The organism is Aminiphilus sp. (assembly GCF_029975095.1).
In the GTDB taxonomy this organism is placed as follows: Bacteria; Synergistota; Synergistia; order Synergistales; family Aminiphilaceae; genus Aminiphilus.
The window spans coordinates 1-21,553 of the sequence record NZ_JARKPW010000119.1; the positions used below are offsets into that span (position 1 = coordinate 1).

Here is a 21,553-nt window from a genome sequence, read left to right on the forward strand (position 1 = left end):
AGCACCTTCTCCGCCGTCCGGACTCTTCGGAGCCCGGACGGCGCTCCGACAACGAAAAAAGGAGGAAGTCTCCTTGGCACGTTATATTTTCAAACGCTTCCTCATCTCACTCCTCACGGTCTGGCTCCTCGTGACAGTCGTCTTCGTCCTTGTACGCCTTCTCCCCGGGGACCCCTTTTCCAGCGAAAAACTGACACCGGCGATCCGGGCCAATCTCGAGGCATACTACGGTTTCGATCAGCCTCTCCACATGCAATATTTCCGGTATATCGGCAATCTTCTTCGGGGAGATCTCGGCTTTTCCCTGAAATATCAGAACATGCCCGTCAGTAAAATCATCGCCGATTCGTTTCCCTATTCGGCGGACCTGGGGATCAGAACGATCCTTTTCGCCTCCCTCGTGGGGATCTCCCTCGGTGTCATCGCCGGGCTCAACCGGGGAAAACCGCTGGAATACCTCTGTATCGTCATCGCCGTCATCGGCATCTCCCTGCCGGATTTCATCACGGGCTCGCTCCTCCAGTATTTCTTCGGCCTCAAGCTGGGCTGGTTTCCTGTCGCCCTCTGGCGAGGATTCCGATATACCGTGCTGCCCACGCTGGCCCTGAGCTTCTACACCATCGCGCTTCTCTCGCGTATCATGAGGACAAGCATGCTTGATGTGACGGGACAGGACTATATCCGCACGGCACGAGCCAAGGGGCTGTCCACCTTCAGAATCGTGTGGCGCCATCAGCTCCGCAACGCCATCCTTCCCGTCGTGACCGTTCTGGGGCCGATCACCGCGGCGATCCTCACCGGCACGTTCGTCATCGAATCGATCTATGCCATCCCCGGAATGGGGAAGTTTTACGTTCTCGGAGTCCAGAACCTCGACTACACCGTCATTCTCGGCCTGACGGCCTTCTACGGCATTTTCCTCATCGCCGCGAATTTCGTCGTGGACATCCTCTACGGCATCATCGATCCCCGCATCGCGCTCACCGGAAGGAGGAACTGAACATGCCCCAGGAGCAGCCGACACTCTCACCCGAGTTGTTCGAACCCATCGTGGCCGATACGGAAGAACTGGAGGCGATTCACCGCCCCAGCCTCACCTTCTGGCAGGATGCGTGGCGGAAACTCCGCAAAAACCGTATCGCCACCGCATCGATGCTCGTCATCGCCTGTTGCGTCCTGCTGGCCCTGATCGGTCCCGCCCTCGTTCCCTACGGGTACTCCGCCACGGACGCTTCGAGCATCGACATACCGCCGAACCGGGAGCACTGGTTCGGCACGGACTCGCTCGGGAGGGATCTCTGGGCCAGAACCTGGATGGGCGCCCGGGTCTCTCTGCTCATCGGTTTCGTGGCGGCCTTCGTCAATACCTGCCTCGGCGTCGTCATCGGAGGCATCGCAGGCTACGCAGGGGGCAAAACGGACATGATCATCATGCGCATCATCGACATTCTCTACGCCATCCCCTACATGATCGTCGCAATTCTTCTCATGGTGGTCCTCAAGCCGGGCATGCCGTCCATCATCGTAGCCATGGTCATCATCGGCTGGATAAAATCCGCCCGGCTCGTCCGCGGACAGGTTCTCTCCCTGAAAAACCAGGAGTACGTGCTGGCGGCCCGCAAGCTGGGCGCCTCGAATTTTCGCATCATCTTCCGTCACATGATTCCCAACACGCTGGGGCTTATCATTACAGACCTGACGATGGCCGTGCCCTACGCGATCTTCACCGAGGCGTTTCTGAGCTATATCGGCTTGGGCATCCAGCCCCCCCAGTCGAGCTGGGGGCTTCTCGCCCGCTACGGCGCCCAGAATTTCCGCGTCGCCCCGTTTCAGCTCTTCATTCCCGCCGTCGTCATCAGCCTCACGATGCTCTCACTCAACCTCTTCGGCGACGGCCTGCGGGATGCCCTGGACCCGAAGCTCCGATGACCGCCATGCACACTCCCCTCACGACGACGGCGTCCTCGGAAGACTGCCTGTTGGCGGTAAGAAACCTTCGCGTGGATTTCACCACCTACGGGGGTACCGTCCGGGCCGTTCGGGACATCTCCTTTCATCTCAACCGCGGCGAATGCATGGCCATCGTAGGTGAATCGGGCTGCGGCAAAAGCGTGACGGCCCTGTCCATCCTCAAACTCATCCCCATGCCGCCGGGGAAGATGTCCGGCTCGATCCTCTTCAAAGGCACCGATCTGGTTTCTCTTTCGGAACGAGAGATGAACCGCATCAGAGGGCGGGAAATCGGGATGGTTTTTCAGGATCCCATGACGTCTCTCAATCCGACGATGTCCATCGGGCAACAGGTGGAGGAGATCCTCGCCCAACACACACCGTTGTCCGGGAAGGAGCGGAGAAGACAGGCCCTCGACATTCTCCGCCTCGTGGACATTCCCGAGGCGGAACGCCGCTACGGACAGTATCCGCACGCCTTCTCCGGAGGAATGCGCCAACGCGTCCTCATCGCAATGGCCATCGCCTGTCGGCCTTCGCTTCTCATCGCCGACGAGCCGACGACGGCCCTCGACGTCACCATTCAGGCCCAGATTCTGGAGCTTGTGGTTTCTCTCCGAAAAAGCCTCGGAACAACCGTGCTCCTCATTACCCACGATCTCGGCGTGGTCGCGAAAATGGCCGACCGAATCGCCGTCTTCTACGCGGGACAGATCGTCGAAACGGGAGAATGCCGGGACATTTTCCGCAATCCTGCTCACCCCTACACGCAGGCACTTCTCGCGTCAATCCCTCGCATCGACGCCACCCGGGCAACGAAGCTCGCCTCCATTGCGGGAACACCGCCGGACCTTTTTTCGCCTCCCCAGGGATGCGCCTTTTTCGCACGCTGCACGAAAGCGATGCGGGTCTGTGCGACGCTGCCGCCTCCACCTCTACAGAGAGCGAACGGACAGGTCGCCTCCTGCTGGCTCCACCATTCTCTGGCGGAATCCCGGCAAAAAACCGTCCCGGAAGGAGCGGAACGGCAATGAACGACATTCTTCTTCAGGCAGAATCCCTAAAAAAACACTTCCTCCTTCCCGGGCTGGGAACGCTCAAAGCCGTGGACGGCATCGACCTGGCCCTTTACCGGGGGGAAACACTCGGGCTCGTCGGCGAATCGGGGTGCGGAAAGTCTACGGTAGGAAGGACCCTCGTCGGCCTCTACGAGCCGACGGAGGGCACGGTACGGTACAGGGGACAGAACACGGCCACTCTGACGGGAGCCGCCAGAAGAGATTTCGTCCGATCGGCCCAGATGATCTTCCAGGATCCCTATGCTTCTCTGGATCCACGCATGACCGTCGGAGACATCGTCGCCGAGGGAATCGACATCCACAGGCTCTACCGCGGGAGGGAGAGAACCGAACGTGTTTTGGAACTGCTCGCCCTGGTAGGGCTGGGGAGAAACCACGCCGACCGTTACGCTCACGAGTTCTCGGGAGGGCAACGTCAGCGCGTCGGCATCGCCCGCGCTCTCGCCGTGGATCCCTCCATCCTCGTCTGTGACGAACCAATCTCCGCCCTCGACGTGTCCATCCAGGCACAGGTAGTCAATCTCCTCGCCGCTCTCCAGGAGCGCCTCGACCTGACCTATCTTTTCATCTCCCATGACCTCGGCATGGTCCGCTACATCTCGAACCGCGTGGCGGTCATGTACCTCGGCAGGATCGTCGAACACGCACCCACGGAGACGCTCTATACCGAGCCTCTCCATCCCTACACGAGGGCGCTCCTTTCGGCCGTTCCTCTTCCCGATCCCGACCGGGAGCGGAACCGTCAACGCATTCTTCTCGAAGGAGACGTTCCCAGCCCCATCGACCCTCCGCCTGGATGTGCCTTCTTCAGCCGTTGTCCCGAGGCATCCGCACACTGCAAAGAAAGTTCTCCTTCGTTAAAAGATCTCGGCGGAGGGCATTTCGTAGCCTGTGTGTCCCGGTCGCACCGCCGGGGCACACAGGGATTCCTACCACCCTTTCACGGTCTTGAGTACCTCGTCGGAAATGCGCCCCGCAAGAAAATCCCGCATGGCCTCTTCGATGATTTCGAGCGCCCGGTCCGCTTCCTCCCGGGTAATGACCAGGGGTGGCTGAATCCGAAGCACCGAGCCACTGAAAAAGGAGAGAAGCAGCCCTTTCTGCCATGCCTGGTAGCAGATCTTCGCCGCGGCCTCTCCGTGACGCTCCCGGGTCTTGCCGTCTTTCACCAGATCCACGCCGATGGAAAGCCCTTTCCCCCGCACGTCGCCGATCAGCGGATAAGAGTCCTGCAGCGCCCGGAAACGTTCCATCAGGTAGTTCCCCATCTCTTCGGAGCGGGCGACGAGTCCTTCTTCCTCGATGACCTGCACCGAAGCGTAGGCAGCGGCACAGCACACGGCGTTTCCCGCATGGGTGAAGCAATGCGCCGGGGCATCCCAATCCGCCATGAGGTCCTCCCGGGCCACGATGGCGCTCAGGGGAAGACCCGATCCGAGGGCCTTTCCCAGGATCACCGCGTCGGGAACGATGCCGAAGTGCTCGATGCCGAACCACTTTCCCGTGCGACCAAACCCCTGTTGCACTTCTTCGGCGATGAGAAGGATACCGTGGGCATCGCAGAGACTCCGCAGCCCTTTCATGAAGGAAACCGGCGGAACGAGGATACCTGCGTCTCCCTGGATCGGCTCGATGATGACCGCCGCCACTTCCTCGCCGGGAATATAGTCCGCAAAGGCTCTCCGGATCAGGTCCAGATGGTAGTCGGCGATATCTTCATCCGTGCCGGAAAAGGGCGGACGGAACGTATCGGGATAGGGAAAGTGGTACACCTCGGGGAGGAACGGTCCCATGCGACGCCGCATGGGAAGGCTCAATGAGCTGAGGGAAAGGGCTCCGTAGGTACTGCCGTGATAGGAGCGCTGAAAGGCAACGATCTTCGAGCGTCCCGTGGTCCACCGGGCGAGCTTGATGGCACCGTCGTTGGCGTCGGAACCGGAAAGACCGTAGATCACCCGCTTGGGAAAATCCCCGGGCGTGATGCGGCAGAGGGTCTCGCTCAAGCAGACGAGCGGTTCGTGATACATGTACACCGCCGTATAGGACATGAACGCCTCAGCCTGTTCTCGAACCGCTTCGACGACCTTGGGATGGCAGTGCCCCACGTTCACCGCGGCGGCACTGGCGAGAAAATCGATGTACCTGTTGCCGTCCGCGTCCTCCACCCAGCTCCCCCGAGCCTTCTTGACAACCAGGGGATAATAGGGCACCCGGGCGGCGGAACAGAGAACCGCCTTGTCGGCCTCGACGGTGCGCAAACAGTGCTCCAGATTCAGTGGCTTCATGATCGTTCCTCCCCATTCTGCAACACGTTTCTCGTCATTTCCGCAGGTCTATCGAAATGGGGGACGGGAGAAAATCCCCCCGCCCCCCAGCGTGCCGGCCTTTTCCCGCCGGGAGAGAATGCACCCTGCGGCTACTGCTTTTTCACCGATTCGGTCATCTTGTTGTAGAGTTCTTCGCCGAGCATTTCCTTCAGCTTGGGCCACACTACCTCGCGGACCTTGTTTGCGCAAGCCTCCAGTTCGGCATCGGAGAGCATGACGATCTTCCAGCCGTTCTCCTTCTCCAGCACATCCCGATAGTGCTGGTCCTCGTCCTGCACTTGGCCCCAACGGATGTTCGACGCCTCAGTGGCGGCTTCCTGGAGAGCCTGCTGCAGTTCGGGAGAGAGCGCGTCCCAGATCTTGGCGTTGACGACGATCCAATGCTGCTCGAAATAGTCGTTGTACTGAATCCAGACCTTGTTCACATCCCGGAAGGACCAGGCCTGGAAGGGAGGTCCGCCCATCTGGCCGTCGGCAATGCCCGTCTGAATGGCGCTGTAGGTTTCGGCATAAGGGATCGGAGTGGCGATGTAGCCCAGTGCCTCGTAGGTCATGGAGCACGCGGGCAGGGGCATGACACGCACCTTCATTCCCTTGGAGACATTGGGATCACCCGGAGAAGGCGGTTCATCCCGAAGCGAGATCCCCGCCATGCCGATGGGATAGACCGCAAGAGCCTTGATGCCGTGTTCGGCCCAGAGATCCTTGATGATGTCGTAGGCCCAGCCGCCGGGAGCATAGGCTTTCTTGCCCTCTTCGAGGTCGCGCACCACATAAGGCATGTAGTAGGCGAAGTTCAGCTTGGGGTCGTAGGCAGCGTTGGCGATCTGGAATCCCATCTCCACCGTGCCGCGGGAGATCAGCTCGAAGGTTTCCGTCCAATCGCCGAGCTGACTGTTGGGAAACAGGGAAATCTCGATCTCGCCCTTGCTCTTCTCCTTGACGAGTTCGGCGAATTTGTGCGCCGTCTGGTCATAGGGGGTGTCCACGGGATTTGGATGCCCCATCTTGAACTGGTACTTCGGAGCCGCACATGCCACGGCAGCGAAAGACACCGTCAGCACCGCCACGAGAAACAAAGCCAGATACTTCCTCATCTTCCTCGGCACCTCCTCCGATTCGCTCAAGCACTCCAAAGATCAATCTGCCCTCGTCGGAACTCTCTTCGGGGAAATTCCCAAAAAAATCGGGGCCTCCCTCTCGTTTCCCGCCTGACTCGTTTTTTCAGAGGCTTTTTCCCGCTCCTCCCTCCCTTCTTTCGCAGAAGGATATCTGCGACATTCTCTACTTGATGCCCATGAGCAACCTGGGCAGAAACAACGACAGGTCCGGGAAATAGGTAGTGAGAAGCACCACGGGAACCTGGGCGAAGAGCATGTATTTCAGGGCGTATCCGAAATACTGGTCGAACGAGGCGCCTCCGATGCGCCCCGCCAGGTACAGAATGGGCGCGCAGGGAGGTGTGACGTTCCCCAGTCCCAGGTTGGTGCCCATAATCGCCGCGAAATGCACGGGATGCACCCCGATGTGCACCATGAGCGGCAGCAGGAGCGGCGCCGCGAGCATGGTTCCGCTGAAATCGTCCATCATCATGCCGATGATGATGAGGAAGAGGTTCACCATGAGGAGCAGCACGATCTTGTTGTCGGAGATGGTCATGAGGAATTTCGCCAATTGCTGGGGAATCTGCTGCATGGTGTACACCTTGGCGAGGATGGAAACAAAGAAGAGCATGAGCACGCAGACTCCCGTGGTCGTGGAGGAGGAGACCAGCGCGGACCACAGGGTTTTCGTCGAAAGCTCCCGATGGATGAAGAATCCCACGAGAATCGCATAGGCCACGGCGAGGGCCGCGGACTCTGTGGGAGTGGTGATCCCCCCGTAGATGCCTCCCAGAATGATCACGGGCATGAGAAGGCTCCAGATGCCATGCTTCGTCGCGTGTCCGATCTGGGCAATCTTCTGTCCGAAGGAAACCTGGGGCTCAACCTGGACGCTCGGCATCTTCCGGACCTCGAAATAGTTGAGCACGCACATGAAGATCGTGGTGAGAATGCCCGGAATGACCGTGGCGAGAAAGCACGCCGCCACGGACTGTTGGGTCACCCAGGCGTAGAGGATCATGGGCACGCTGGGCGGAATGAGCTGGCCGAGAACGGAGGCACATCCCACCATGGCCACGCTGTACTGCCGGGGATAGCCCAGTTTCTCCAGTCGGGGGATCATGATGCCACCGATGCAGGCCACCGCGGAGGAGCAGGTTCCGGAAATGGCGCCGAAAATGGCGCAGGCCACGATGGTGGCGGCGCCCATTCCTCCCCGGAGACGCCCGAGAAAGGCCTGAGCGAAGGTGGTGAGTCGCTCGGCGATGCCCGACGAGGACATGAGAGCCCCGGCCATGATGAAGAAGGGCACGGAAAGAAGCGTGAGCGAATTCAACGCGTAGTACCCGGAAGGGAGGAGGAATCCGAAGCTGAAATTGTACACGAATCCCATGTAGATGGCGGCGGACATGAAACACAGGGGAACGGGCAGACCGATGACGATGAGACCGATGAGAATTGCCAGGTTGATGGCGATGACCACGGATTTTCCTCCTTTCTACTTCGATGTGTCCGCAGGACAGACCGCTTCGGAAACGGGTACATCGTCCTGAGGCGGAACATCGAGGGGTTTTTTCCCTATGGCCTGGAGAAAATAGTCGACGAGCTCGACGCAGAAATAGAAGACCATGAGGATCGCCCCCAGGAAAACGCTGACCTGGGAATAGATCATGGGAATCATGAGCGTGTGGGAGAGTTGTTTCTTCGTGTAGCCCCAGACGACGTACTCCCACCCCCAGAAGGTCATCATGATCGCCAGAACCACCGAGAGAAACGCCGTAAAGACCTTGACCCAGATGAGTTTTTTCGGATTCTTGACGATGGCGCTCATGACATCCGCCTTGATGTGCGTTCGCTCCGCCGTACCCCAGGAAGCACCCATGAAATAAAGCCAAAATCCCGTCATCGTGGCGATTTCCTCCACTCCCATGATGGGCTTCACCAGGACGTACCGGAGAAACACCTGAAAGAGCACCAGGAAAAGGATCGCCAGGGAAGATATCACCATGGCCATCTTCTGGAGAAAACCAAGGACATTCCAGAACTTGGTGTGCATGATTCCCAGCATCGTGTGCATCTCCTCCTTCTTCCGCGACGAATTTTCGCTCCCTGAAGAGAGCGTGCCGTCGTCAGTCCTTGTAGACCCGGGGAACTCTGGCGCCGAGGAGCGTGGGAAACACGCAGATGAGTGTTCCCAGTTTCTGCGCCATCTCCTCAAGAGAGATCATTTCCTCCCCCTGCCGCCCGACGAGAACCACCTCGTCTCCCACAACCACGTCGTCGAGGTGGGAGACGTTCACCATGGTCTGATCCATGCAGATTTTTCCCGCCACAGGACAGCGTTTCCCGCGGATGAGCACCTCAACGCCCTTGGTGTAGAGTTCCCGGTAGTATCCGTCGGCGTACCCCAGAGGCAGCACGGCGAAACGCTCCTGTCCGGACGTGACGTAAGCGCTGCCGTAGCTCACGCCCGATCCGGGAGGCAGATCCCGAAGGGCCGCCACGGCGGTCTTGAACTCCATGCAGGGTTCGAGCGGAATGGCCCGTTTGACCTCCGGCGTCGGATACATACCGAAGAGCAGGTGTCCCGGACGAACTGCATCAAGAGCGTATTCGGGCGTTTCGAGGGTCCCTCCGGAATTGCAGCAATGCCGCATGGGGATGGAGATACCCTTTGCGGCGATCGTTTTCAGGAGATCGACGAAAATCCGGTATTGCTCATGCGTGACCGTGAGATCTCCCGAGTCGGAGGCGATAAAATGCGTGAAAATTCCCTCCAATTCAACCTCCGGGAGGCTTCGAACAGCATCGACGACCCTCAGGGCTTCGTCGGGCCGGAAACCGATGCGCCCAAGGCCGGTATCCACCTTGAGATGCACTCTGGCGGGCTTTCCACTCTGCCTGGCCGCATCTGCAAGGACATGGAGCATGGCCGTGTCCGTGAGAGCGGCTCGAATGCCCGACCGCACGTATTCCGCCGCCACATCGTAGGGAGACGCACCGAGAACGAGCACGGGATCGGTGATGCCTCCATCACGCAGCGACAACGCTTCATCCGGCGTTGCCACGGCGAAGAAGTCCGCTCCGACACTCCGGAGCGCCCACGCCGCCGGCAAAGCTCCGACGTTGTAGGCATTGGCTTTCACCACGGCAATCACTCGAGCACCACCCACATGTTTCCGGATGCGGGTGTAGTTGGTGCGAATGCTGTTGAGGTTCACTTCGAGGCGCGTCGGGCGCCAGTTCATTCTTCATTCCTCCTCGATTTTTTCAGCAGAGTGGAAAGCGACAGGGGAAAAACAGAAACGGAACAACATCGTGAGATGCATCGGTTTTTCTCACGCACTCGAGTCCGGTGGAAGAGAGCGGGGCCCCGCCCGGAACAGGAACCGGCGGACATCACTTCTATGCCGTCGCAACCGAGACGCCGTTCTCCCGGAGCACCCGTCGGACCTCCTCCGACGAAAGGCGGGTGTCCTCGGAAAGAAAGGCCACGTCCTCTTCGGAGACGGTCTTGTCCTCGCCCAGGGCTGCACAGGCGTTTCGTACATAGGAAGCGCGGAGACGGTTCAGATCAACCGGAGCGACGCGGATCTGCCGGGGTTGTTCGGGGATGACGATCACCGAACCGGGACGCTCCTCTTCGGGATCGCCCCGACGCACCTCCACGCCCATGCGCTCCGCAAAGGCGAGCTGAGCGTAAGGATGCTTTCCGGCGCCGGTGTACTCCGTCTCGTTCACCACCACCACCGCCTCCTCCGGCAGCGTTTGTGCGAGCGCGAAGGCGGCGGTGAGAGAGGTGTTGCCCGCAGGGCCCCGTTCGAGACCTTCGAGCTGCGCCAACGCCTCGGTCATGTAGAAAACCGCCCCCTGGGTAACCGTCACGTAATCGTCCAGATAACGGAGTACCCGGGCGGCGTTCCTGGGGACATCGGAACGATCCGGCCACACCGCGAAGGGAATGCCGAACCCCGTGTGCCCCGTGGTGAAGGATTTACGGTTGAAATCTCTGTCCGAAGCCATGTGGAGTCCCTGGAGATTCACACTGGCTCCCACGATGCGCGTGGCCGAACATCCGGCCTTGAGAAGCCCCCGGGCAGTACCGGTGGTGATGCCGCCTCCGGCATGAGTGCTCACCACCACATCGGGATCCCTTCCCGTAAGGCGTCTGGTCTGCTCCGCGATCTCCGTCCCCAGCGTCTCGATACCGGCGATGGAAAAGGGGGTGTAGAGGGAAGCATTGAAGAAGGCCGTCTCCTCCAGAACGAGGAGGAAGACGTAAAACAGCTCCGGCCCCACGGAGAGCTGGAGAACCTCCGCGCCGTAAGCCTCGCAGGCCCGCCCCTTCTCGGCTATCTCGGGTTGTTCGAATCCTTTTGAATCGAAGACCTCCTGGACGATGATGCAGCCCAGGTTCTTCCTCGCCGCCTGGCTCGCCACGGCGGCGCCGTAGTTACCACTCGTGGCGGCCACCACACCCTTGTATCCGTTGTGCTCCGCGTGGAACACCGAAAGCGAGGCCCTGCGGTCCTTGAAGGAACGGGCGGGATTATTCGCCTCATCCTTCACGAAGAGCCGCGCTCCCTTGCCCGGTTCCGAGAGGGTCCGCACCAGGCGGGTGAGATTCTTCAGTTCGAGAAGCGGCGTGTTGCCCACGTTGCTCTCCCGCTGGATCGCCTCCACTTCGTCAAGGGAATAGCCGGTCTCGCACATCATCCCCTCGTAGTCGAAGGCGAGCCGCCCCCGGGAAAAGCGCTCGTAGTCGATGCCGACGGACTTGCGCATGATCTCGCCACGTCGGGCCATCACGGCGCCATAGTCCCCGGTCATGGCCGTTCCACCTTTCCTCGAAGCATCCCTCGAAGCTCCTCTCCGATCCCCAGCAGCGCCTTTGAAGGCGGGCCGAAGCCCACGTCGTAGGGAGGATCGACGGCGACGAGAACTCCCCGGTGCTCTCTTCCGAGGGAAGTGCGCACCGTCGCCGTTTCGCCGCAGCGGGCCGTCTCTTCCACGAGAAACCCCTTCACTTTCAATTCCAGGGGAACCGCCGCCGTGTCCTCGGGAACCTGGGGCGCCCGAGCACCTGCGGGCAACACGACGCGGCGGATCTGCACCCATTCTCCCCTTCGCGCCATCGTCATGTTTTCGCCTCCTTTGCACTGCTGAAATAATTGCCGTGAATTTTCAGTTCAATTCAAGGAGCTACGCACTCTTCGAAAGGAGCGACACGTAACTGTAGCACTATGCTCTATTTCAGCCGTCCCTGTCAAGTGAATGGTCATCACCATTCCTTGCGGGAACGGTGATTCACTCTCTTTGTATCCTGTAGCATGTGATGTTTCAGCCATGCACTATCGACAAAACGAGATGTCAAACAGATCCTGTTTCGAGAACAATGACGATTTGATTCACAATCTCCACTGGAATAGCCTTTCAGGAAAAATTCTCACGCGTTCTTTTCAAAAGCATTCATGAACCGGTGTTCCACTTCACGAAGGTGCGAGGTGGAAGAATTCTTCCGTCACACGTCTTTTCGACAGGCGAAGTAGTATCATGGAGGAAACATGGAGAGCGACGATCCATCACGCTGCAACGATCGCAACGTCGATTCCATCATCCAGGAGGAGGAGATGCTCATGAAGGCAACTCAGCGGAAAAAACTCGATCTCGCAAAAAAACCCACACCCGTCGAACTGCTGCCACGCCTTTCCAGGCTGATCGGCGGCCCCGACATCTACATCAAGCGCGACGATCTCACGGGCGGAGGAGTTTCCGGCAACAAGATCCGCAAACTGGAATACTGCGTGGCCGACGCCCTGGACAAGGGCGCACAAGTGCTCATCACCTGCGGGGGCATACAGTCCAACCACGCCAGGGCAACCGCCGCCGTGGCGGCACGCCTGGGACTTTCGAGTCATCTCGTCCTGAACGGCACACCGGAAGAGATCCCCGAGGGAAATCTCTTCCTGGATCTTCTCTTCAACGCCCGAATCACGTTCCTTCCGGAGGAAAAGGGACACGAACGGGACAGCACCATGGAACGCCTCGCCCGGGAATACGAGGAACAGGGCAAACGCGCCTACATCATTCCCCTCGGCGCCTCGAATTCCCTGGGGTGCCTCGGCTACGTGGACGCCGTGACGGAAATGATCCCCCAGGTGGCGGCACTGCCATCCAGCCCCCGCCATCTGGTCACTGCCGTGGGTTCCGGAGGCACGCTCGCCGGCCTCGTCGCGGGAGTCCTCCTCCATAAGCTCCCCTGGAGGATCACCGCCATCAGCGTGGCCTATCCGCGGCAACAGGTCCTGGAAACGGTACAACACCTTCTGGAGGAGCTTCGGAAGACCGATTTCCCCGACCTTGGCACACTGCCCCGGGAAACTCTCACCGTTCTCGACGACTACCTCGGCGAGGGGTACGGGACGACCACGCCCGAACAACTCCGTTTCATCGCCACCGCCGCCGCCACGGAGGAACAGCTTCTCGATCCGGTCTACACGGGGAAGGCTTTCTACGGTCTCTCCCGAGAGATCGCTGCAGGACGTTTTCCAAAGGACGAGCCTGTGCTTTTCCTGCACACCGGAGGCGCCTTCGGTTTGTTTCCCTTCCGGAAGCACTTCAACCAGGCGGTTTTCTCCACCCTTTCCGCCCCGGGAAAGAACTGAGACCTCCCACCCTGCCTCTCGATGGGAATACCCTCTCCTCCACGGGAAGCATCACCGGGGAGAGAACCAGTCGCAAAACCGGAAAAGAACAGCAAGAGGGGAACGGGAGCCTTGCAAGCTCCCGTTCCCCTTTTTCTCCATCTCTCCGGACGAACCGGCGTTATTTCCCCAGCCAGGAACCGAAGACGCGGAGAAAATTTCCGCCCAGGATTTTTCGCATCTCCTCGTCGTTGAAACCGCGCTCCAGAAGAGCCACCGTGAAGTCACACACGTTTTCGTGACCGGCGATCACATCGTAGGTCTTGATGTCATCCTCCAGAGTGAGGTAGTTCTCGAAACCGTCGCAGAAATCGAATCCCAATCCCACATGATCAACACCGACGAGATTGGCGATGTGCTCCACGTGGGCAGCCAGATCTTCCGGAGTCGCCCGGCGCGTCTCATGATCCTCCCGAACGAAACAGCTGATGGCGTTCATCCCCATCACGCCGCCCTTCTCCGCGAGAGCACGAATCTGTTCGTCCGTGAGGTTCCGCATGGTATGGGCAAGACTCCGGCAATTGGAATGGGAGGCGATGAGAGGCCCTTTCGCGATGTCCATCACGTCCCAGAACCCCTCGTCGTTGAGGTGACTCACGTCGATGACCATGCCCAACTCCTGGGCACGCTGCACCGCCTCCACACCGAAAGGAGTGAGTCCGCCCTTCTTTCCCTCGCGCTTCGGCGAGAAGAAACAACCGTCACCGGCATAGTTTCTTCTGCTCCAGACGATTCCGGCGGCGCGCACACCCAGGTCGTGGAAGATGTCGAGAAGGTTAAGGTCGTTGCCGATGGGATCGAGCCCTTCAAAGGAGAGGAGAATACCGACCTCACCCTCCCGGCGTGCCCTTTCGATATCCCCCATGGTCTTGCAGAGCGCGATGCCTTCCGTGTTGCGGATCTCGCGAACCAGCACCGCCAACTGATCCAGTGCCCGCCGAAGGCCCATTTCCGGAAGGAAGGAACCGCTCACGAAGAGCGAGGACACGACGAGACCGAATCTCCCCTTCCGAAACTGTTCCAGCCAGGGAAGGAGAGGATGTTTCTTTCCCCGCTCCCACTTGTAGAGGAGATCCATGGCGAGGTCGAAATGGGCATCGACGATCATGGATTCCTGTTGAAGCCTCGCTGCTCTTTCCTGCACTGTCTCGCTCAAAATGAACGCTCTCCTTTCGACTGCTCCCGAAGGCTCATGCCTTGATTCCCAGAGAAATGATCCTGGTAAAGGCATCCTCCGGAGTCAGATTCGTGTAGACCACATCCCGTTCCTTGAAAAAAAAGACAAGTCCCGATGTCGGATTGGGTGACGTGGGAACGAAGACGGTGAGATCCGTGTCGCCGTCCTTCCCCTCCGCTTTCCTCGTGACGAAACCGAGGACATGCGCCTTGCCGAAGGGAACCTGCACCACACCCAGGTATTTCTCGTCCTGGGAGGCGCCGCTGAAGGAGCCGATGAGATCCTTCAGGATGCCGTACCACGAGCCGAGAAACGGCACGGAGAGGATGAGCTTTTCCATGTACGTGAGAAGCCATTTTTCCCTGGAACGAAACTTGTGCCCCGCATAGGCAAGAAAGAACACGATGCCGAGAAGTATGCCCACCGTGGCTTCCAGAGACTGGGTCTTTCCGAAAAGAGCACCACCGATCTGAAGCGTGGTCTCCAGAAGAAATCTGACGATGAAAAGAAGAACCACCAGAGGCAGAAAAACGAGAATGCCCATAAAGACGTTTTTTCCGAAGTTTTCGAGAAAGGAGGGCCGTTGCGGCGGAGAAGCTCCCGGCTCTCCGTCGGCGTTTCCCCCGTCGGCGGGAGCGCACGTGCCCTCCGAGGGATTTCCGCCCGCAGCCATCCACCGCACCAGTGCTTCCGAAGATACCGCCTCCGACTCGGCCTCGCTCTCCCCGGAGACATTCTTGCCGGAAAAACGCGACACGTCGCCATCCACCGCACATCGCTCCTTCCGTTCCACTGTGTTTTTCCATCGCGGACTCTTTACCGTCTCTCTTCCCGAAAATTTTCTCCGCTCCTCGTTTCCCGCCCCTGTGCCGCCTCTGCGCAAGCCGCTCTCACACCATTTCCGCTTTTCCCAAGGCCGCCTCGCGGTCTTTCTGCCAAATCCGACAACCCTTTTCGGAACATGTGTCCCAGCGCCATCTTATCCCCTTTGTGCCTCCTCTCAAAGAGGGATTCATGAGGTAGACTAGAGGGGCAGAAAAAATTCCCACAAAAATGCCGAGGGTATTTCAAGCCTGCGGAGCGCGCTCGTCCCCGGGCGCGAATTCGAGTCATTCCGCGAGGAGGTGTGCCATGTCCCCGTTTCGATTCTCCCGTTTCATGGATTTCGACGGCCCCAATCTGTTCGTTCCCCACGAGTGCGCGGTGTGTTTTTTCGAAAGAGGGCGGTACCCCTCCGGAGGAAACGACCTCGTCCACACTCTCGGCACCCTGGCACACAGTGAACCCCTGCTCCGCCTCTTTCCAGGACTTGGGGAGATCTTTCCCCAAACTTCGGAGGAACTTTTCGGAGCTCTCCTGAGGGAGATGTGTCGACTCGGACGTGGGCTCCCCCTCGCACCTCCCGCAGTGCTCCTTCGGGAAGAACATGTCATCGTGGCGGTGGAGCACTTTCCTGGCCTCGATGTTCGGCCCTTCGCGGACCTCGCCGCGGAATGGCTTACTTCCCTTGCCGAGGGAACGGCCTTTCCCGGAGAGGAGCAGTTGCAACATACCCTGGCGCACGTCTCGAATTCCGGCACCTGTACCCCCTTCTCCCTGTCTCTCTTCGCCGAAGCGAAAAAGCGCCGGATCCCCTTTCGACGGCTTCCTCCGGAGGATGCGTTTCTTCTCGGCTACGGAAGCCGCCAGCTCCGCCTCGCGGGAGAACATTTCTCCACGGACATCGTGCCCGATCTGGCTCTTCTTTCCCGTCCCGACAGACTCGCCGCTTTCGCCGCAGAATGCGGGTTTCCCTCGGCGTCGCAAACGGCGTCGCCCGAAGGAACCGAAGAAACCGTCCTGCGCATGATCCTCGCCGGAGGCGCCTGCGTGGCGGCCCGCATGGGCAAGACGGACGTGCTTTCTCTGGTGCACATGGACAACATTCTCCTCGCGGAGGCCCTCGGAAGTTTCTTCGGAAGCACCCCGCTCGTTCTGGACTGCATCTCTCGCAACCCTGGCATCTCCTGGAAGGAAGGCCCCTTCGCCGTCGCGCAAGCGCACCCCGGTGTGAGCAACGTTCCTCCCGAGGCAGCGGGAGCGATCCTGGAGCACCTCTGCCCTCAAGGCGACATGTTCGGCAACGGCAAAGGCACACGACGAATCCCCCTCATCGCGGGGAACCGATTCTCTCCGACCTTCAGGGCGCTTCTTCTTTCGGAGCTCCGGGGAATCCGGGAGAGAGTCTCCTGTCCCTCCGTAGCGGCACAGCACCTCGGCTTCGCCGGTCCCGAAGGATTCTTCCTCGACGGACAGCCGCTCTGTCGCCCCCGAACGGCGGGGGATGCGCTCAGGCTCCTGCTCCGGCACCCCTCGGTGGATCTGGGGCTGATGGAGCACCGGAGCGAACACATTCTCCAAGAGGGTTTCATCCACGAAGGCGCGGATGTGGTCATTCTGGAGAGTCCTTCCGCGGAGGAAAAGGTGCTGGAGCGGGACATCCTTTCCGGGGGCTATCTCGTGGATGTCCTGGAGGATGAAATTCTGGTCTATAAAGGAGAGGAGCACGTGGACACCATGACGCTTCGTTTCCCCGAGGAGAAGGACGAAATGCTCGTCGAGGCGTTGCGCCCCCTCCTCGAAGAACGCCTGACCCTGTACACGCCGGAGGCATCGCGATGAAAAAAAACGTCCTTTCCGAGACGAACCGACATTTCTGGCCGAATGCACTGGAGGCTCCCGAGGCGGAATCCCCCGCTTCGGAAGAGTGTCTCCAGTGCACCCGCCACATCGAGGGATGCGTTTCTCCGGAGGAAGACACCCTTCCGGAGGAATTCGATCCGCTCCGGAAAGCCTCGGCCTTTTCTCCGGGAAAGGAGGAGATGTCCATGCAGCACGGCAGTCTCGCCTGGTGGGAACAGGTTGCGGAAATCGCCCGTCTGCAGGAGATTCAGGATCGTTTTGCCAAGATCATGCGCGTGGGAGCGATCATCACCACCAACGACGGCAAACCCGTGACAAGCCCGAGCAACTTTTCGAGTTTCTGCCTCAAGGTGCGCACCTTCTCCGAAGGCAGGGCCCGTTGCTGGGAGAGCGACGCCGACGGCGGACGCAGATCACTGGAGGCGGGGCACAGCTTCGCCTATCGCTGCCGCAACGGCCTTCTGGACATGGCGAGCCCCATCATCGTGGAGGGACGCATGGTGGGGATCCTCCTCTGCGGCCAGGTTCTGCTCAAGAAATATTCCCGCACCGAGGTGGAGGAGATCGCCGACAAAGAGTGGCCCTTCGCCCGGGGCAGGGACCAGGAGGCGCTCATCGAGAATTTTCTCTCCGTTTCGGTGGTGAACGAACAGGCCATTCGAGACGCCATGGACCTGCTGCACCTCGTGGCATCCCACATTGTCGGGCTCTGCGAACGGCACCTGACCGAACGGCGCCTTCTCCAGCGGGGCATCACGCTCATCCATGAACAGCGCAACAAGGAAGCTCTCGAGCGCAACCTCAAGCTCGCCCAGGTACGGGCTCTCCGAAGCCAGTTGAACCCCCACTTCATGTTCAATACCCTGAACAGCATCGCCCGACTCGCTTTCTTCGAGGAAGCCCCCCGGACGCAGGATCTCACGCTCCAGTTCGCCGAATATCTCCGCTACGTGCTCCGCAAACAGTCCCAGGGGGAACTCGTCCCCCTGGGCATGGAACTGGACTGCATCCGACGCTACCTTGAGATCTATCAGGTCCGTTTCGGCGAGCGCCTCCGAAGCCACGTGGAAGCACTCCACGGCTCGGAAGAACTTCTCGTGCCCTTCATGTTCCTCCAACCCATCGTGGAGAACGCCATCATCCACGGTATCGAACCCCTTCCCCAGGGGGGAGAGGTGCGCATTTCCTGCTGGGTGGACAAGAAACACCTCGTTGTGGAAGTCACCGACAACGGTGTGGGCTGCACGCCCTCCTCGATCGAGGAAGGTGTCGGGCTCGAAAACGTCCAGGAGCGGCTCAAACTCCACTATGGGGAAATCGCCCGCCTCCGGGTTGAAAGTGCCCCGGGGAAGGGAACATCCGTACGCATCGCGCTTCCGGCTCGGGAAGGAGTTCTCGTCTCATGAGCTGGCGCATTCTCATCGTCGAGGACGAGCCCCTGGAAAGAGAAGCCCTCTCCCGCTTTCTCCGGGAAGCTCCTTTCCCGAACGAAACACGTACCTGCGCCAACGCGATGGAGTTCTGCGAAACCGCCATGGAGTGGGATCCCCACATCGTTCTCCTCGACATCCGCATTCCCGGCGGAGATGGCCTGTCGGCGCTGGAAAAACTCAGAGAACAGGGATTCGGGGCGAAGGTTCTTGTGCTCACCGCCTACGACGTGTTCGAATATGCCCGTCGCGCCATGGGACTCGGCGTTTCCTCCTTTCTGGTGAAACCCGTCTCTCCCAAGACACTCTACGGAGCACTGCAAAAAGTGCTGGAACAACTGGGCAGGCAGAGCGAAGAGGAGGAACGGTTCCAGCGCATCCAGACCTTCGTGCGGGAAAACCGGGGACCGCTTGCCATGGCTGTCGTCGCGGACCTCATCTCCGGCGGTACCGACCCGGAATCGCTGGAGGGAATCGCCCAGGAGCTGGGACTTCCTCCCGCCGAGGCATGCCATGCCATGGGCGTGGTGACTCTCGAAGAACTGAAGAGCAACAATCTGAGCATGGTCCAGTTCCTCGAAGCTGCCGCACGCTCCTTCGCGGACACCATCGTCATCCCCTGGCGACGCTCCATGATTCTCTTTCTCGTTCCCGTCTCCCGGGCGCCCCATGCGGAGGAACTCGCCGCCCGGATCCTCGAGGTGCTGGCGGCGAACGACATCCAGGGAAACGTGGTTTTCGGGGGAACCGTAAGTGCCCTCAAGGACATGGGAAGCACCATGTCATCCCTCGAAGAAGCCCTTGAGGAAAGTCTCCTCGGCGGAACGGGTCGGGTGGTCTGGGTGGACGAACCCCAATTCCTTCCGGACGAAGGCGCGGGCCGCGAGGATGTGGAATGGCAGGAAATCCGGGACGACATCGTGGAAGCCTTCCGCAACGGCCGTATGGATCTCATGGCCTCGGGAAGAGACACCCTCGTCCGGCTCATGGAACGCTCCGTCTGGAATGACGTCGAGCTGTCCAAAATGCTCGTTCTCGGCCTCCTCGGGCAGATCTGCACGGTCCTTCTGGAACTCCGATGCGACCTGAACACCGTCAAGGCCTGGGCACGCCGTCAGATGCTGAACATCCTGGGCGCGAACAACTTCATGGGGCTCCATCCCATCCTCGTCCAGTCCCTGGAAGGCGCCTGGGGTGTGCGGGAGAGCGCCCAGGACGGAGGTGCCCTTGTCATTTCCCAGGCCATGGCCTTCATCCGAGAGCACTACGACGAGGTGACCCTCGAAGGTGTGGCGCGTCATGTCCACGTGAGCGTGAGTCATCTGAGCCGTCTTTTCCAGAAGGTCCTCCGGAGACGTTTCGTGGACGTGGTGAAGGAAATCCGCATGGAACGTGCCAAAGCACTTCTCGGACAGGGCATGAGTGTCCGGGACGTGGCTCTCCAGGTGGGGTACGGCAACATCGCCTACTTCAGCACCCTCTTCAAGCAAACCTGCGGCAAAAGCCCCAGCGAATACCGCCGCCAGGGGATTTGAAAAGACCCTGAGGTATCCACCATAGGAACCGCAACGACCGACACGGCGGGAATTGCCGTGTGCACGCTTCGAAAAAACATGCGACTTCCCGCAGCGCGTCCCGCGGGCGCTCTTCTCCAAGAGAGATGAGCGTCCGCTTTTTTTCGCATATCCTTTTCTTCAGCTCTTTTCCAGCGCCGTCTCCTCACTTGGGAGCGGACACGCTTCTCGTGTTTGATTTCAAAAAGAATTTCCTCTTGACATCATTTTAAGTTCGAGTATACTAACACACGTTCAGCCATTCAGGCTCCTTGCGGAAACAAGGGGCCGCACACACCACAAATCGTTCAAGGAGGTCGTGTAGACATGGAACAGCAGAAATGCCTTTGTATGCCCCTTCTCGGTGATGCCTTCCCCGAGCTCGACGTGAACACCACCCACGGTCCGATGAACATCCCCGGTGATCTCAAGGGGTCCTGGTTCGTCCTCTTCAGTCATCCCGCAGATTTCACCCCTGTCTGCACCACCGAATTCGTGGGTTTCCAGAAGCGAATCGCCGATTTCGACGCACTGGGCTGCAAACTCATCGGCATGTCCATCGATCAGGTGTTCTCCCACATCAAATGGGTCCAGTGGATCAAAGAAACTCTCGGTGTGGAGATCACCTACCCCATCGTGGCCGGCACGGAGACGCTCGCACAGAAATTGGGCATGCTCCATCCCGGAAAAGGGTCCAACACCGTCCGGGCCGTTTTTGTCGGAGATCCCGAGGGCAAGGTTCGCCTCGTCCTCTACTACCCTCAGGAAATCGGACGCAATATCGACGAAGTGGTCCGAGCCGTCCGGGCACTCCAGGTCTCGGACGAACAGGAGGGGGCTCTTCCCGCGAACTGGCCGAACAACGAACTGATCAAGGATCATGTGATCGTCCCTCCCGCAGCGGATGTCGCCACCGCAGCGGAGCGGGTCAAGCTCTACGAGAACTTCGACTGGTGGTTCTGCCATAAGCCACTGAAGCAATAGCGTCCTTATTCGTGTCGTGTCATGTCACGACACGGACAGCACGAAGCAAAGGGGAGGCCGGAAACATTCCGGCCTCCCCTTTGCTTCGTGCTGTCTTCGCTCCGAGCCGTTTTCGTTCTCCGGTCCGGTGAATGCATCTCTCCGAAGTTATTCCAGATCCGCCCACGCCTTGGAACCATCCCAATGGAGCGTCACGACGGAGATGTCGCAAAGATTGAGGTTTTCCCAGGTCAGGGAATTTCCGTCCGAATCCTTGACCATGAGGTCCCATTTGCATCCTTCGTGCCCCGTGAAATTGATCGTGACACTGTCGCCGTCCTCAAGAACATCCACACCCAAAATGTCCTCTTCCCAGGAATTCGTCTTCACCGAAGACACGTACACTTCGTAGATGTCCACACCCGTTGCGTTCACGAGTTCAAAATCCTGCACTCCCGCAAAGGCAACTCCGGACAACACCAACAGACACGCCAACACTGCCGCAAAAAGCCTTTTTCCCATAACTGACCATCCTCCCGATGAAAAACCTGATATTATGATGCGAACGGCAGCAATCATACTTCG

18 protein-coding genes and 1 pseudogene are annotated in these 21,553 nt (G+C 59.5%); 9 read left to right on the top strand and 10 right to left on the bottom strand.

Features of this window, described 5'->3' with window-relative positions; translation table 11 throughout:
- The first annotated feature begins 73 nt into the window (after window positions 1–73).
- From Q1K49_RS07100 to Q1K49_RS07115, 4 genes and pseudogenes are all read left to right on the top strand, one after another.
- On the top strand, window positions 74–1,000 hold the full coding sequence (locus tag Q1K49_RS07100; RefSeq protein ID WP_300524458.1) for an ABC transporter permease: 927 nt from the start codon (window positions 74–76) through the stop codon (window positions 998–1,000).
- Between the two features lie 2 nt (window positions 1,001–1,002).
- Window positions 1,003–1,929 (top strand): ABC transporter permease, encoded by a 927-nt coding sequence (locus Q1K49_RS07105; RefSeq protein WP_300524459.1) that lies wholly within the window; start codon window positions 1,003–1,005, stop codon window positions 1,927–1,929.
- A gap of 50 nt (window positions 1,930–1,979) precedes the next feature.
- The gene (locus tag Q1K49_RS07110) at window positions 1,980–2,984 is read left to right on the top strand and encodes an ABC transporter ATP-binding protein (RefSeq protein WP_300524462.1); all 1,005 of its coding nucleotides are present in this window, start codon (window positions 1,980–1,982) and stop codon (window positions 2,982–2,984) included.
- Window positions 2,981–3,865 (top strand): annotated as a pseudogene (locus Q1K49_RS07115) (oligopeptide/dipeptide ABC transporter ATP-binding protein); the annotation flags it as partial. The gene Q1K49_RS07110 and the pseudogene Q1K49_RS07115, both read left to right, overlap by 4 nt.
- Window positions 3,866–3,958: 93 nt before the next feature.
- Here Q1K49_RS07115 and Q1K49_RS07120 read toward each other — a convergent pair.
- From Q1K49_RS07120 to ortA, 7 genes are all read right to left on the bottom strand, one after another.
- The gene (locus Q1K49_RS07120) at window positions 3,959–5,314 is read right to left on the bottom strand and encodes an aspartate aminotransferase family protein (RefSeq protein ID WP_300524464.1); all 1,356 of its coding nucleotides are present in this window, start codon (window positions 5,312–5,314) and stop codon (window positions 3,959–3,961) included.
- Between the two features lie 131 nt (window positions 5,315–5,445).
- Entirely contained in the window at window positions 5,446–6,453 is a 1,008-nt protein-coding gene (gene dctP, locus Q1K49_RS07125) for a TRAP transporter substrate-binding protein DctP (protein WP_213694680.1), read from the bottom strand.
- Window positions 6,454–6,640: 187 nt separating this feature from the next.
- Window positions 6,641–7,942 (bottom strand): TRAP transporter large permease, encoded by a 1,302-nt coding sequence (locus Q1K49_RS07130; RefSeq protein WP_300524466.1) that lies wholly within the window; start codon window positions 7,940–7,942, stop codon window positions 6,641–6,643.
- Between the two features lie 15 nt (window positions 7,943–7,957).
- Complete coding sequence (locus Q1K49_RS07135) at window positions 7,958–8,527, bottom strand: TRAP transporter small permease subunit (protein WP_213694678.1); 570 nt, start codon at window positions 8,525–8,527, stop codon at window positions 7,958–7,960.
- Window positions 8,528–8,588: 61 nt separating this feature from the next.
- Entirely contained in the window at window positions 8,589–9,707 is a 1,119-nt protein-coding gene (alr, locus tag Q1K49_RS07140; RefSeq protein ID WP_213694677.1) for an alanine racemase, read from the bottom strand.
- Between the two features lie 157 nt (window positions 9,708–9,864).
- Window positions 9,865–11,289, bottom strand: a complete 1,425-nt coding sequence (ortB, locus tag Q1K49_RS07145) for a 2-amino-4-oxopentanoate thiolase subunit OrtB (RefSeq protein WP_300524471.1) — start codon at window positions 11,287–11,289, stop codon at window positions 9,865–9,867.
- Window positions 11,286–11,600 (bottom strand): 2-amino-4-oxopentanoate thiolase subunit OrtA, encoded by a 315-nt coding sequence (ortA, locus tag Q1K49_RS07150; RefSeq protein ID WP_300524472.1) that lies wholly within the window; start codon window positions 11,598–11,600, stop codon window positions 11,286–11,288. The genes ortB and ortA overlap by 4 nt, the downstream gene beginning before the upstream one ends.
- 423 nt (window positions 11,601–12,023) lie before the next feature.
- Here ortA and Q1K49_RS07155 point away from each other — a divergent pair, with 423 nt between their 5' ends.
- The gene (locus Q1K49_RS07155) at window positions 12,024–13,124 is read left to right on the top strand and encodes a D-cysteine desulfhydrase family protein (RefSeq protein ID WP_300524474.1); all 1,101 of its coding nucleotides are present in this window, start codon (window positions 12,024–12,026) and stop codon (window positions 13,122–13,124) included.
- A 160-nt stretch (window positions 13,125–13,284) separates the two neighbouring features.
- On the opposite strand, the gene Q1K49_RS07160 is transcribed toward Q1K49_RS07155, so the two are convergent.
- Both Q1K49_RS07160 and Q1K49_RS07165 read right to left on the bottom strand, forming a co-directional pair.
- On the bottom strand, window positions 13,285–14,319 hold the full coding sequence (locus Q1K49_RS07160) for a dipeptidase (RefSeq protein WP_300524476.1): 1,035 nt from the start codon (window positions 14,317–14,319) through the stop codon (window positions 13,285–13,287).
- Between the two features lie 34 nt (window positions 14,320–14,353).
- A complete protein-coding gene (locus Q1K49_RS07165; RefSeq protein WP_300524477.1) occupies window positions 14,354–15,109 on the bottom strand; it encodes a DUF502 domain-containing protein in 756 nt (251 codons plus the stop codon).
- A 362-nt stretch (window positions 15,110–15,471) separates the two neighbouring features.
- On the opposite strand from Q1K49_RS07165, the gene Q1K49_RS07170 reads away from it, so the two are divergent.
- From Q1K49_RS07170 to Q1K49_RS07185, 4 genes are all read left to right on the top strand, one after another.
- Entirely contained in the window at window positions 15,472–17,001 is a 1,530-nt protein-coding gene (locus Q1K49_RS07170) for a hypothetical protein (protein ID WP_300524479.1), read from the top strand.
- Window positions 16,998–18,428 (top strand): PocR ligand-binding domain-containing protein, encoded by a 1,431-nt coding sequence (locus Q1K49_RS07175; protein WP_300524482.1) that lies wholly within the window; start codon window positions 16,998–17,000, stop codon window positions 18,426–18,428. The genes Q1K49_RS07170 and Q1K49_RS07175 overlap by 4 nt, the downstream gene beginning before the upstream one ends.
- A complete protein-coding gene (locus Q1K49_RS07180; protein ID WP_300524485.1) occupies window positions 18,425–19,987 on the top strand; it encodes a helix-turn-helix domain-containing protein in 1,563 nt (520 codons plus the stop codon). The genes Q1K49_RS07175 and Q1K49_RS07180 overlap by 4 nt, the downstream gene beginning before the upstream one ends.
- Before the next feature lie 345 nt (window positions 19,988–20,332).
- Entirely contained in the window at window positions 20,333–20,989 is a 657-nt protein-coding gene (locus Q1K49_RS07185) for a peroxiredoxin (RefSeq protein WP_300524488.1), read from the top strand.
- A 147-nt stretch (window positions 20,990–21,136) separates the two neighbouring features.
- Here Q1K49_RS07185 and Q1K49_RS07190 read toward each other — a convergent pair whose 3' ends face one another.
- Window positions 21,137–21,490 carry a hypothetical protein gene (locus Q1K49_RS07190; RefSeq protein ID WP_300524490.1) on the bottom strand — a complete coding sequence of 118 codons (354 nt, stop codon included), beginning with the start codon at window positions 21,488–21,490 and terminating at the stop codon, window positions 21,137–21,139.
- Window positions 21,491–21,553: the final 63 nt, after the last annotated feature.